The 12,939-nt window shown below is 73.3% G+C and carries 9 protein-coding genes; 3 read left to right on the top strand and 6 right to left on the bottom strand.

Going from position 1 to position 12,939, the window contains the following annotated elements; all coding sequences use genetic code 11:
• Nucleotides 1–42: 42 nt before the first annotated feature.
• Entirely contained in the window at nt 43–1,059 is a 1,017-nt protein-coding gene (locus ACGFIA_RS14185) for a GNAT family N-acetyltransferase (RefSeq protein ID WP_357389739.1), read from the top strand.
• Between the two features lie 92 nt (nt 1,060–1,151).
• Nucleotides 1,152–4,421 carry a lamin tail domain-containing protein gene (locus tag ACGFIA_RS14180; RefSeq protein WP_393260195.1) on the top strand — a complete coding sequence of 1,090 codons (3,270 nt, stop codon included), beginning with the start codon at nt 1,152–1,154 and terminating at the stop codon, nt 4,419–4,421.
• A gap of 32 nt (nt 4,422–4,453) precedes the next feature.
• Here ACGFIA_RS14180 and ACGFIA_RS14175 read toward each other — a convergent pair whose 3' ends face one another.
• The 6 genes from ACGFIA_RS14175 to ACGFIA_RS14150 all read right to left on the bottom strand — a co-directional run bounded on the left by ACGFIA_RS14175 (nt 4,454) and on the right by ACGFIA_RS14150 (nt 11,201).
• Nucleotides 4,454–5,026, bottom strand: a complete 573-nt coding sequence (locus tag ACGFIA_RS14175) for a helix-turn-helix transcriptional regulator (RefSeq protein WP_357389719.1) — start codon at nt 5,024–5,026, stop codon at nt 4,454–4,456.
• A gap of 476 nt (nt 5,027–5,502) precedes the next feature.
• Nucleotides 5,503–6,486, bottom strand: coding sequence for a porphobilinogen synthase (gene hemB, locus ACGFIA_RS14170; RefSeq protein WP_357389717.1), 984 nt, complete (start codon nt 6,484–6,486; stop codon nt 5,503–5,505).
• A 14-nt stretch (nt 6,487–6,500) separates the two neighbouring features.
• Complete coding sequence (locus tag ACGFIA_RS14165) at nt 6,501–8,081, bottom strand: uroporphyrinogen-III synthase (RefSeq protein WP_357389715.1); 1,581 nt, start codon at nt 8,079–8,081, stop codon at nt 6,501–6,503.
• Nucleotides 8,078–9,064, bottom strand: coding sequence for a hydroxymethylbilane synthase (hemC, locus tag ACGFIA_RS14160; RefSeq protein WP_357389712.1), 987 nt, complete (start codon nt 9,062–9,064; stop codon nt 8,078–8,080). Before hemC ends, ACGFIA_RS14165 begins: the two co-directional genes overlap by 4 nt.
• Complete coding sequence (locus ACGFIA_RS14155; RefSeq protein ID WP_357389710.1) at nt 9,061–10,434, bottom strand: glutamyl-tRNA reductase; 1,374 nt, start codon at nt 10,432–10,434, stop codon at nt 9,061–9,063. Before ACGFIA_RS14155 ends, hemC begins: the two co-directional genes overlap by 4 nt.
• On the bottom strand, nt 10,431–11,201 hold the full coding sequence (locus tag ACGFIA_RS14150) for a redox-sensing transcriptional repressor Rex (RefSeq protein WP_357389708.1): 771 nt from the start codon (nt 11,199–11,201) through the stop codon (nt 10,431–10,433). Before ACGFIA_RS14150 ends, ACGFIA_RS14155 begins: the two co-directional genes overlap by 4 nt.
• A gap of 390 nt (nt 11,202–11,591) precedes the next feature.
• Here ACGFIA_RS14150 and ACGFIA_RS14145 point away from each other — a divergent pair, with 390 nt between their 5' ends.
• Nucleotides 11,592–12,896 carry a sensor histidine kinase gene (locus tag ACGFIA_RS14145; RefSeq protein ID WP_357389706.1) on the top strand — a complete coding sequence of 435 codons (1,305 nt, stop codon included), beginning with the start codon at nt 11,592–11,594 and terminating at the stop codon, nt 12,894–12,896.
• Nucleotides 12,897–12,939: the final 43 nt, after the last annotated feature.

Here is a 12,939-nt window from a genome sequence, read left to right as displayed (position 1 = left end):
ACCCTTCCCCCCGGCTGCCGTTGGCGGCAAGCTAGACGGGTGATGGTGCGCGAGTGGGATCCCCGGACCGCGTCGTCCGCCGAGATCGCATCCCTGCTGGACACGCTGAACGCGGTCCTGGCGGCCGATCTGCCGCAGGATCCGCCATGGCGGGAGAGCTCCCTGCGGGAGTATCTGTCCGAGGTGATGCCCGGCGAGCGGCGGATCTCGTGGGTCGCGCAGGACGACACCGCGCCGGACGGCACGCCCGGCGCGATCCTCGGGCATGTGCATGTGCTGCTGCTCGGCGGGATCGGCGTGCTGGAGGTGCTGGTGCACCCGGCGATCCGGCGCGGCGGGGTCGGCCGTGAGCTGGTGCGGGTGGCCGCCCGCCGGGTCTGGGACGAGGGCTTCCAGTCGATCGGCGTGGAGGTGGTCGGCGACACCCCGGCCGTGGGGTTCTACGAGTCGCTGGGCTTCACCCGGGACTACGTGGAGACCCGCAGCGTGCTCGACCTGCATTCGGTGGACTGGCCGGCGCTCACCGAGATGGCCGCCGGGCTCGGCGCGGGCTACCGCGTGGAGTTCTGGCCGGGTGGCCCGCCGGACGAGCTGATCGAGGCGTACGCGCGGGCCAAGGCCGAGGTGCGCGACTCCGACGACGTGGAGCTGCGGCCCAGCTCCTACGACCCGGACCGGCTGCGCGACAGCCTCGCCACGCTGCACCGGCGCGGCATGAAGCCGTACATCGTGCTGGCGCTGCACGAGCAGACCGGCGAGGTGGCCGGGTTGACCGAGGTGGTCGTGCCGGCGCAGCACCCGACCCGGGCCGACCAGTACGACACGATCGTCGTCCACGATCACCGCGGCTACGGCATCGACCGGGCCATCAAGGCGCGGATGCTGCTGGAGCTGCGCTCGGCCGAGCCCGAGGTGATCGAGGTGCAGACCTGGAACGCGCAGGACAACGAGTCGATGCTGAAGGTGAACGCCGAGTTGGGCTACCGCCCCGACCGCGACTGGTGCGAATACGGTGTGGACGTCGCCGAGCTGGTGCACCGGCTGGACAGTCATCGCTGATCGTTCATCGGCCGGTCATCGACAGGGCTGGACGGCGCACCCACGAGAGCCTTAACGTTCGTTAGTTCATGTCCACCCATCGTGGAGGCCCCATGCGCCCGCGCCGCACCCTCGCCGCGTTCGCGACCACCGCCGCCGTCACCCTCACGGCGATCGCTGTCGCGCCCACCGCGGCCAGCGCCGCGCCCACCGACCTGTTCATCTCCGAATATGTCGAGGGGTCGTCCAACAACAAGGCCGTCGAGCTGTACAACGGCACCGGCGCACCGATCGACCTGGCCGCCGGCGGCTACCAGCTCCAGCTCTTCTTCAACGGCGCCACCACCTCGACGAACGTGGCCCTGACCGGGACCGTCGCCGCCGGTGACGTGTTCGTCTTCGCCGCCGCGTCGGCCGGCCCGGCGATCCTCGCCCAGGCCGACCAGACGTACTCCGGTTCGCTGTTCAACGGCGACGACGCGATAGTGCTGCGCAAGGGTGACGCGGTGGTCGACTCCCTCGGCCAGGTCGGCGTCGACCCGGGCACCGAGTGGGGCAGCGGGCTGACCAGCACCGCGGACAACACGCTGCGCCGCCTGCCCTCTGTGACCGCCGGCGACACCGACCCGGCGGACCCGTTCGACCCGGCCGCGCAGTGGGCCGGCTTCGCCACCGACACCTTCGACGGGCTGGGCAGCCACACCGTCGGCGGCGGCCCGGCCGACCAGCCACCCACGGTGGCCTGCGGCGGCGCGCTGACGCTGTCGGCGGGTGCCACCGCGACCCGCGAGGTGACCGCTACCGACGCCGACGACACGGTCACCGACCTGGCTGTCACCTCGGTCGTGCCGGTGCCGGCGAGCGGCTCGATCAGCCGTACCGCGTTCACCCCGGCGACCGGGGACGGCGGCACGGCCACCGCGACGCTCACCGCCACCGGCCTGCCGGCCGGCGGCTACGCGGTCACCGTGACCTCCACCGACGACGAGGGCGACACCGCCACCTGCACGCTCACCGTGCAGGCCACGAGCGTGCTGTCGATCGGCGAGGTGCAGGGCCGCACCGCCGACGACGAGGACGGCCGCACCGACCGGTCGCCGCTCGCGCCGGCCAGCGGCAACGGCACCAGCTCCACGCTGTACGACGTACGCGGTGTCATCACCGGCATGTCGCTGACCCGCAGTTCCGCCGGAGCCGACCAGTGGGGCTTCTACCTCCAGAGCCGGCTCGGCACCTCCGACGGCGACCCGCTGACCTCCGACGGCCTGTTCGTCTTCATGGGCTCGTTCACCACGCTGATCGGCGGGTACGCCCCGACCGTCGGTGACGAGGTCGTGCTGCGCGGGCGGGTCTCCGAGTACTTCAACCAGACCCAGCTCTCCGGCGCCTCGCTGGTCCGCAAGCTCGACTCCGGCCTCGACGTGGACACCGTCGTCCGGGTCGACGACGCGATCCCGCCGGCCGAGGCGGCCGCCGCCGACCTGTTCTGGGAGCGGCACGAGGGCGAGCGGATGCGGGTACGCGCCGGCAGCGGCGTCTCCGCGCCCCGGCACATCTACTCCTCCACCGCCGACTCCGAGATCTACGTGCTGGACCGCGAGGACCCGATCATGAAGCGGTCCGACCCGTACGCCCGCCGGGTGTTCCGGGACGCCCACCCGCTCGACGACATCCCCGGCACGCTCTTCGACAACGGCAACAACCAGCGGATCCTGCTGGGCGCCGGTGGCGTGAAGGCGACCGCCGGTGACTCCCGGGCGCTGCTGCCCGAGGCGCGCACCTTCGACACGCTCACCGAGGACGCCTACGGCTCCGTCTCGTACGCGTTCAGCAAGTACAGCGTGCAGCCCGAGCAGCTCACCCTGACCGGTGGCACGGACCCGGCCGGAAACCACCCGCCGCAGCCGGCCGACCGCGGCAGTGAGGTGGCGATCGCCACCTACAACGTGGAGAACCTGTACGACTACCGGGACGACCCGTTCGACGGCTGCGACTTCGCCGGCAACACCGGCTGCCCCGGCGTCAACCCGCCGTTCGACTACGTGCCGGCGAGCCCGGAGGCGTACGCGGCGAAGCTGGCCGTGCAGGCCCGGCAGATCGTCAACTCGCTGCACAGCCCGGATCTGATCCTGGTGCAGGAGGCCGAGGACCAGGACATCTGCTCGGTGGTCGACGGCGCACTGGCCTGCGGCGACGCCGACAACGCCGACGGCGCGCCGGACACGGTGCAGGAGCTCGCGCTGGCCATCGCGGCGAACGGCGGCCCGGCCTACGCCGCCGCGTACGACCGGACCGGCGCGGACGCCCGGGGCATCGCCTCGGCGTTCCTGTACCGCACCGACCGGCTGACGCTCGCCCAGGCGACCGCCACGGACCCGCTGCTGGGCTCCGCCCCGACCGTCCAGTACCGCTCGGCGGCGCTGCCCGCGAACGCCGAGGTGCAGAACCCGAAGGCGTTCAACGCGGTGCTGCCGGCCGACGTGGACCGGTCGACCGGGGTGGACGGCAGCAACGTCTACACCCGCGCCGCGCAGGTGGCCCGGTTCACGGTCAAGGCCGCGCCCGGATCGAGCGAGCGGTTCACGCTCTGGGCGGTCGCCAACCACTTCTCGTCCGGGCCGGACAGCCGGGTCGGGCAGCGCCGCGAACAGGCCGCGTACGGGGCGGCGATCGTGCAGGCGGTCGAGGCGAGCGACCCGGACGCCCGGGTGGTCTACGGCGGGGACCTGAACGTCTTCCCCCGCCCCGACGACCCGATCGCCACCGCACAGAACCCGATCCCGTCGGACCAGCTCGCCCCGCTGTACGAGGCCGGGCTGCACAACCTCTGGGACGACCTGGTGGCGGACGCGCCCGCGTCGGCGTACTCGTACACCTTCAGCGGCCAGGCGCAGACGCTGGACAACCTCTTCGTCAACGACCCGATGCACAAGGACCTGGTGCAGGTACGGACGGCGCACGTCAACGCCGACTACCCCACCGACGCGCCGGAGCTGGGTGACCGGGGCGCGAGCGACCACGACCCGCAGGTGGCGCGGTTCCGGTCGCGCGCCTCGCTGCGGGTTGCGGACACCTCGGTCGTCGAGGGCGACAAGGGCACCCGCGCGATGACGTTCACCGTCACCGTGTCCCGCCCGCTCTCCGAACCGGCCCTGATCTGCGCGGCCACCTACGGCAGCACCGCCCTGGCCGGATCGGACTACGACCCGTACGTGGGCTGCCGGTTGCTGGCCGCCGGCCGGACCTCGCTGGAGTTCCCGGTCACCGTGCGCGGCGACCGCAAACGCGAGGCGGACGAGAAGCTCACGCTGTACGTGACCGGGGTGCCGGGCCTGCGGCTCGTCGACCCGTCCGGCGTCGGGACGATCCTGAACGACGACTGAGCGGTGTTCCGCGCGGCGGCCCGTCGATCCCCTCATGGGCGGATCGGCGGGCCGCCGCGGTATCCGCACCGCTGCGGGTCGGGCGGGGGCGGCACGTTCCGGTACTTGGCCACCCGTACCTCCCACTGGCTGCGGCGGCGCAGCCAGTCCCGGACCTCCCGGTTGCGGTAGAAGGTCTCCGGCGGGCGGGCCAGCCCGTACCGGTCGGCCCACCACTCTCCCGGCTCCGGGTCGGTGACCACGTCGAGGTGGGATGGGTACCGCCGGTCCGCGCCGTCACGCAGGTCGGCCCGGTCACGCATGGGCTTGAGCACCCGGCCGGCCTCGTCGACGACCACGAGCCGGAAGCCGGCCGTGCCCACGATGCGCGACAGCATGGCCAGGCTGGGCGTCAGGTTGCCCGCCTCGATCCGCCCGATCGTGCTGGGATGCACCCGGGCGAACCGGGCCAGCTCGCGTTGACTGGCATCGGCCCGGCGACGTACCGCCCGGACGATCCCCGGTGCCGGAAACGGGACGTCGAACGGCTCGGTGAGCAGCGCCGGCCCGCCGTCTCCCGCCGTAGCGGCGGACGCCCGCGGCTCGCTGTCGGCGATGTCTGTCACGCCGCCCACGGTCCCGTCTCCCCCACCGGCCGGGCAACCCCGCTCCCCGCCCCTGTGGAAAACCCGGGATGCGACGTCCGAACCCGCTCCGGCGCCGACCGTCGCCACACACAGAGGGTAACGCTCACTCAGCGTTAAGCGCGCCACCAAAACGAGCGATCCGGCTGCGGCACAAACAAGACTTGAGCGGACATAATACTCGCGTTCGCCGCCGGAGATAGGACCACTTCACCAGACTTTGCTCTGCAGCCACCGAGGCAGCGCTCACGATTCGTGACGGTTGCGCCCATGGCTGCAGAGCAAAGTCGGCGCGGGGTTGGGTGTCCTGCCGCCCGAAAGAACACGCTCAGTTACCACTTTGGGATGTGGACAGCGGCGACCACAACGAGGGGTGAAACCGGAGAACCGGCGAGGCGAGCCCGCCGCTGCCGCACGTGCCGGCAGCAGAGGGGCGGGCGACGCCGGCCGAGCGGCGGTCAGTAGCGCTGGCGCAGCAACTGGGCGGCCTCGACGGCCCAGTAGGTGAGGATGATCTGGGCGCCGGCCCGCCGGATCGAGGTGAGCGTCTCCAGCATCACCCGCTCCCGGTCGATCCAACCGTTAGCGGCCGCGGCCTCGACCATCGCGTACTCGCCGGAGACCTGGTAGGCGGCGACCGGGACGTTCACGGCGGCCCGGACCGCCGACACCACGTCGAGGTAGGGCAGCGCCGGCTTGACCATCACCATGTCGGCGCCCTCGGCCACGTCCAGCTCGACCTCGCGCAGCGACTCGCGCAGGTTCGCCGGGTCCTGCTGGTAGGTGCGCCGGTCCCCCTCCAGCGCGGACTCCACCGCGTCGCGGAACGGGCCGTAGAAGGCGGAGGCGTACTTCACCGCGTACGCGAGCACCGAGACGTCCTGGTGCCCGGCGGCGTCGAGCGCCTTGCGGACCACGCCGACCTGGCCGTCCATCATCCCGGACGGCCCGACCACGTGGACCCCGGCGGCGGCCTGGGCCACCGCCATGTCGGCGTACGCGGCGAGCGTGGCGTCGTTGTCGACCCCGCCGTCGGGGGTGAGCAGGCCGCAGTGCCCGTGCGAGGTGAACTCGTCCAGGCACAGGTCGCTCATCACCACAGTCGAGTCGCCGACCTCGGCGATCACGTCCCGGATCGCCGTGTTGAGCACGCCGGCCGGGTCGAGGCCACCGGAGCCGGTCTCGTCCCGCGTCGCCGGCACCCCGAACAGCATGATCCCGCCGACCCCGGCCTGGACCGCCTCGGCGGCGGCCTTGCGCAGCGAGTCCCGGGAGTGCTGGAGCACCCCCGGGAGCGACGCGATCGCCCTCGGCTCGGTCAGCCCCTCCTTGACGAACATCGGCACGACCAGCTCGGCCGGGTCGACGCGGGTCTCGGAGACCAGCCGCCGCACGGCCGCGTTGCGGCGCAGCCGGCGGGGCCGGATCTCGGGGTACGGCATGACGGGGCCTCCTGTCAGCGGAACCGCAGGGCGGTCGGGCCCTGCACCTTGGAGCCCCGGCGCTGCTTCGCCGGCATCGCGGCGAGCTTCTCCCGCAGCTCGACGGCGTAGGCGGCGAGCGCCTCCACCAGGTCGGGCACCGAGGCGTGCGGCGGCTGCACGTCGACGCGCAGGCCGAACTCGGTGGCGGTCTCCGCAGTCTTGGGCCCGATCACTGCAACAACCGTCCGCGCATGCGGCTTCCCGGCGATACCGACGAGGTTCCGCACGGTGGAGGACGAGGTGAACAGCACCGCGTCGAACCCGCCCGACTTGATCGCGTCGCGGATCTCGGCGGGCGGCGGGGCCGCCCGCACGGTCCGGTACGCGGTCACGTCGTCGACCTCCCAGCCCCGCTCGGTGAGGCCGGCGGCCAGCGTCTCGGTGGCGATGTCGGCGCGCGGCAGCAGCACCCGGCCGACCGGGTCGAGGATCTCGTCGTGCGGCGAGAACTCGGCCAGCAGGCCCTCGGAGGACTGCTCCCCGGAGGGGATCAGCTCCGGCTGGATACCGAAGGCGCGGACCGCCTCGGCGGTGGCGTCACCGATGCAGGCGATCTTCACGCCGCCGAAATGGCGGGCGTCAAGGCCGTGCTCGGCGAACTTCTCCCACACCGCCCGGACCGCGTTCACCGAGGTGAAGATGACCCAGGCGTAACGGCCGTCGACCAGGCCCTTCACCGCCCGCTCCATCTGCGCGGGGGTACGCGGCGGCTCGACCGCGATGGTCGGCACCTCGCACGGGATCGCCCCGTACGCGCGCAGCCGTGCGCTCATCACGCCGGCCTGCTCCTTGGTGCGGGGCACCAGCACCTTCCAGCCGTACAGCGGGCGGTTCTCCCACCAGCTCAGCTTGTCGCGGTCGGTGACGGCCGCGCCGACGGTGAGCACCACCCGGCCGGTGAAGCCGAGTGCCGCCGCGACGAAGGAGTCGACAGTCGACGTGGTGGTGTACTGCGTCTCACCGGTGCCGTCGCCGGTCACCCCGACCGCCGTGGTGCCGTCGACCCCGGCGGCCAGCAGGCCGTCCCGGACGGCGGCCAGGTCACCGGCGTCCACGGCGAGCGCCAGCGAACCCCGCCCGACGGCGGTGGCGAGCGCCTCGAAGTCCAGCGCGGTGACGTCCTCGATGTCGGCGGCGGTGCGTACGCCCGGCAGCGGGACACCCGCGTAGGTGGCCACGCCCTCGGCCTGGCCGACGCCCGGCACCACCTCGAAGTGCGCGGCGGTACGGGCGACCGCCTGCACCTCCTTGACCACCGAGTCGTGGCCGAACGGGTCACCGGCGACGAGGTGCACGGCGTTCTGCCCGGACCGGGCCGCGGAGATCAGCACCTTCGCCACGTCCCCCGGTACGCCCTCGGCGGGACTGAACTCGGCGTCGGGCCGGGCCTGGGCGCGGACGTGCGCCAGGAGCGACTCGGGTACGCCCCGGTCGTAGACCACCTGGTCGGCCTCGACCAGGGCGTCCAGCGCCCGGCGGGTCAGCAGGCCCGGGTCGCCGGGACCGGCCCCGACGAATGCGATCTGGCCGACGGGCTTACGGGTGCGGGTCATTCTGTGCTCCCAAGTTGCTGGGTCCTCGGGCCGGCCTGAGCGTCCTGGCCGAGGATCGAGTCGGCGCCGAGTTCGAGGAGTTCGGCGGCGAGTGCCTTGCCGATCTCCGCCGCGTCGGCGGGCGTTCCGGTGCGGGACAGCCGGAGGTCACGCGTACCGTCCGGGCTGATCACCGCACCGCGCAGGTAGATCTCCTGATTCACGTCGCCCTCGTCGGTGGGCTCGCCTTCGGCGAGGACGGCGTACGCGGCCACGGGTGCGCTGCACCCTGCCTCCAGGGTGGCCAGCAGCGCCCGTTCCGCGATGACCGCGGCGCGGGACGGTGCGTGGTCGAGCAACGCGAGCAGCTCGATCACGTCCTGGTCGTCGGCCCGGCACTCGACGGCCAACGCACCCTGGGCGGGCGCGGGCAGCATGAGCATCGGGTCGAGCGTCTCGGTGATGACGTCGGCACGGCCGATCCGGTTGAGCCCGGCGCGGGCCAGCACGACGGCGTCGAGGTCGGCGTCCGGACCGAGCACCCGGGCCACCCGGGTGTCGATGTTGCCCCGGATCGGGGTGACCTCCAACTGCATGCCCAGCGCGTGCAGCTGGGCGATCCGGCGCAGCGCGCCGGTGCCGACGCGGGCACCGGGCGGCAGCTCGGCGAGCGTACGGCCGTTCGTCGCCACCAGCGCGTCGCGCGGGTCCTGCCGGGGCGGCACGGCCGCGACGTGCAGGCCGGGTGCCGCCGCGGTGGGCAGGTCCTTGTACGAGTGGACGGCGAAGTCGATCTCACCGGCGGTCAGCGCGTCGCGCAGCGCGGAGACGAACACTCCGACGCCGAGCCGCTGCACCGGGGCGGTGGACCGGTCGCCGGCGGTCACCACCTCGACCAGCTCGACCGGGCGGCCGGTGGCCGCGGTGAGGGCCTCGGCGACGTGGCCGGACTGGGCCATCGCCAGGGCGCTGCCCCGGGTACCGAGGCGAAGGGGGGCGGTCATCGCGCACCTCCGGTGGGCGGGACGTCGGCGGCGTCGAACGACGGCCGGCCGTCGAGGTCGGTGGTGACCACGTCGGGGACGGTGTCGACCGGGGACGTCTGCGGGACGTCCAGGTCGAACAGTTCGCGCAACAGCGCCGCGTACTGGTCGCCGCCGGGCTCGGCGGCGAGCTGGCGGACCCGTACGGTCGGCTGGTGCAGCAGCCGCTGCACGACCCGGTGCACGGTGCGGGCTACCTCGGCGCGCTGGTCCTCGCTGAGGTCGGGACGGCGCTGGCCGAGCCGGCGCAGCTCGGCGGTGACGACGTCCTCGGCCCGGCCGCGCAGGGCGGCCACCGTCGGCGCGACGTCGGCGCCACGCAGCCAGCTCAGGAACGCCTCGACCTCGCCGGCCACGATCCGGGCCACCTCGGCGGCGTCGGCGGCGGCCGGTCCGTCGGCGAGCACGGCGGCCATCCGGTCGATGTCGATCACCTCGACGCCGGGCAGCTCGGCGACGCCGGGCTCGACGTCGCGCGGGACGGCCAGGTCGAGCAGGACCAGCGGGCCCCGGTCGGCGTCCCGGTGGGCCAGCGCCCGGGTCACCACGTCGCGGGTGAGCACCGGCTCGGTGGCGGCGGTGGCGGCGACCACGACGTCGACGGCGGCGAGCGCGGTGATCAGCTCGGCCATCGGCACGGCGGACGCGCCGTACGACTCGGCGAGCCGGACGGCACGGGCGGCGCCCCGGTTGGTCACGGTGAGCGGGCCGGCGCCCAGCCGGGACAGCGTGGCCACGCCCAGCGAGCCCATCGCACCGGCGCCGACCACCATGGCGGGCCGGCCGGTCAGGTCGCCGTCGAGCAGCTCGGCGGCGAGGTCGAGGGCGGCGGTGACGACGCTCTGCCCGGCCCGGTCGATGTTGGTCTCGGCGTGCGCGCGCTTGCCGACCCGCAGCGCCTGCTGCATCAGCTCGTGCAGCAGCCGGCCGGCGGAGTCGGCGCCACCGGCGGAGTGGTAGGCGTCGCGGAGCTGGCCGAGGATCTGCGCCTCGCCCACCACCATCGAGTCGAGACCGGCGGCCACCCGGAAGACGTGGTCCACCGCCGCGGCGTCGTAGTGCACGTAGAGGTGCGGGGCGAGCGCCGCCGGCTGGCAGCCGGCCTGGTCGGCCAGGACCGCGCAGATGTCGCCGAGCCCGCCGTGGAACCCGGAGACGGCGGCGTAGACCTCCACCCGGTTGCAGGTGGAGACCAGGACGGCCTCGGCGACGTACGGCTGGGCGATCAGGCGGTCCAGCGTGCGGGTGAGATCGGCGGGCGGGACGGCCAGTTGTTCCAGGGTGGCGACCGGGGCGGTGCGGTAGGACGCGCCGACGACGAGCAGTTTCACGTGCCGATCGCCTCCTGGGTCTCGGTTGCCGCGAGTCCGCCGGGCAGGGCGGTGAGGGCGGACCCGCCGGTGGCGGGGAGCGCGGTCAGCGACGCCTTGCGGTGCTCGTGGAAGGACAGGATCTGCAGCTCGATGGCGAGGTCGACCTTGCGCACGTCGACCCCGTCCGGAACCGAGAGTACGCAGGGCGCGAAGTTGAGGATGCTCGTCACGCCGACGGCGACCAACTGGTCGGCGACCGCCTGGGCGGCCGGGGCCGGGGTGGCGATGACGCCGATCGAGATCGACTCCTCGGCGACGATGTCGGGCAGCTCGTCGACGTGCCGTACGACCAGGCCGTTGATCTCCTCGCCGACGCGGGACCGGTCGGCGTCGACCAGCGCGGCGATGCGGAATCCGCGGTTGGCGAAGCCGTCGTAGCCGGCCAGGGCGTGACCGAGGTTACCCACGCCGACGAGCGCGACGGCCCGGCACTGGGTGAGCCCGAGCACAGAGGAGATCTGGTCGATCAGCAGCGCGACGTCGTAGCCGACCCCCCGGGTGCCGTACGAGCCGAGGTGGGACAGGTCCTTGCGGAGCTTCGCGGAGTTGACGCCGGCGGCGTTCGCGAGGCCCTCACTGGACACCGTCTCGTGCCCGGAGTCGGCGAGCGCGTGCAGCGCACGCAGGTATTCCGGGAGCCGGGACACGGTCGCCTCGGGCAGGTCCGGAAGCGCCGGTATGGCACCGGTGCGATCGGGCGCGCCTGGTTGACGGTGCTGGCTCATGAGACTCCGTGCGGTGCGATCCTCGACCAGCGACGGGGGCCGGTCGTTTCGGGACTCCCGCTGGCGACCGAGATTGCCGGCTGTGCTAGCAGGGCGCGTCGGAACTACAGAGTAGGTGTTTGTGAAGGGGTGCACAAATCGCGATCTTGAAAGCTCGCGACGCGCCTTCACCTGCCCCTCCATTCCCGCAAGATCGATCAACCGCGTCCGTCGGCGGCGCGTGGCGATTATTGCTCATTCCAGACTTCTCTGACCAATCGCGCGCGGGTCGTAGCGCTCCGTGACCGGCGCGGCGAGGCGAGTCTCACGTTTTCGAGTAGGGAGAACCCCACCCCGAAGAGGCCCGCGTGCGGGATGGGTCGGCGGGGCACGCGCCCATAGCCTCGAACCATGACCGCCGTACCACTGGCCACCGCGCCCACACCGCTGTCCCCCGTTCACGGGCTCCTGCGCCGCCTCGCCCGCGACTCCACCTACGTACTGGTGGGTTTCCCGCTGGCGATCGTCAGCTTCGTGCTCGCGGTGGTGGGGATCGCACTGAGCGCCGGGCTGCTGGTGACCACGCTCGGACTGCCGATCCTCGCCGGCTTCCTCTACGCGGCCCGGGGACTGGCCGACATCGAGCGGCTCCGGCTGGCCGGGGTGCTGGACCGGCCCCGGGTACGCCCGGTCTACCGCACGCCGGAGCCGGGCGCGCGGTTCTGGCGGCGGGTGTTCACCCCGATCCGGGACGCGCAGTCGTGGCTCGACCTGCTGCACGCGTTCGTCCGGCTGCTGGTGGCGGTGCCCACGTTCGTGCTGCTGGTGGTCTGGTGGGTGCTGGCGCTGGGCGGCACGCTCTACATCACCTACGACTGGGCCATCCCGCGCGGCGTCGACGACCAGGACCTGAGCCAGCTCCTCGGGATGGGTGACGGCGCGGGGGCGCGGATCACGCTGAACACCGCTATCGGGCTGTTCGCCCTGTTCACGCTTCCGCTGGTGGCGCGCGGCTGCGCCCGGCTCCAGGCCGGGCTGGCGTACTCGCTGCTCACCGGCGTGGCCGAGATGCGGCAGCGGATCATCACGCTGGAGGAGCAGAAGCGGGCCGCCGCCTCGGCCGAGGCGGTCGCGCTGCGCCGCCTGGAACGCGACATCCACGACGGCCCGCAGCAGCGGCTGGTCCGGCTCGCCATGGACCTCGGCCGGGCCCGCCACCAGCTCGCCGCCGACCCGGAGGCGGCCCGGCAGACGCTCGACGAGGCGGTCGCGCAGACCCGGGAGACGCTCGACGAGCTGCGCGCCCTGTCCCGGGGCATCGCGCCGCCGATCCTGGTCGACCGGGGCCTGCCCAGCGCGCTCGCCGCGCTCGCCGCCCGCGCCCTGGTGCCCACCGAGCTGACCGTGGACGACGACCTGGGCACCGCCGCCGGGCGGCTCGACCCGGGGCTGGAGAGCACCGCGTACTTCGTGGTGGCCGAGGCCCTGACGAACGTCTCGAAGCACAGCCGGGCGACCGCCTGCCGGGTGGAGGTCACCCGGAAGGTGGGCCGGCTGGAGATCACCGTCGCCGACGACGGCGCGGGCGGCGCGCACCTGGCCAAGGGGCACGGGCTCAGCGGCATCGCCGACCGGGTCCGGGCGGCGGGCGGCACGCTGGCGGTGGAGAGCCCGGCCGGCGGCCCGACCCGGATCCACGCCGAACTGCCGAGGTGAGCCGGGCCGCCGCGCGTGACGCGGCGCGCGCCCGGCATCCGGG

The organism is Micromonospora sp. NPDC049203, from assembly GCF_043197215.1.
In the GTDB taxonomy this organism is placed as follows: domain Bacteria; phylum Actinomycetota; class Actinomycetes; order Mycobacteriales; family Micromonosporaceae; genus Micromonospora.
This window is presented reverse-complemented; position numbering and strand designations above follow the sequence as displayed.

Coding starts and splice junctions, on each gene's coding strand:
- ACGFIA_RS14185 (WP_357389739.1), top strand. CDS start 43: ATGGTGCGCGAGTGGGATCCCCGGACCGCGTCGTCCGCCGAGATCGCA.
- ACGFIA_RS14180 (WP_393260195.1), top strand. CDS start 1,152: ATGCGCCCGCGCCGCACCCTCGCCGCGTTCGCGACCACCGCCGCCGTC.
- hemB (WP_357389717.1), bottom strand. CDS start 6,486: ATGCCGTACCCCGAGATCCGGCCCCGCCGGCTGCGCCGCAACGCGGCC.
- ACGFIA_RS14165 (WP_357389715.1), bottom strand. CDS start 8,081: ATGACCCGCACCCGTAAGCCCGTCGGCCAGATCGCATTCGTCGGGGCC.
- hemC (WP_357389712.1), bottom strand. CDS start 9,064: ATGACCGCCCCCCTTCGCCTCGGTACCCGGGGCAGCGCCCTGGCGATG.
- ACGFIA_RS14150 (WP_357389708.1), bottom strand. CDS start 11,201: ATGAGCCAGCACCGTCAACCAGGCGCGCCCGATCGCACCGGTGCCATA.
- ACGFIA_RS14145 (WP_357389706.1), top strand. CDS start 11,592: ATGACCGCCGTACCACTGGCCACCGCGCCCACACCGCTGTCCCCCGTT.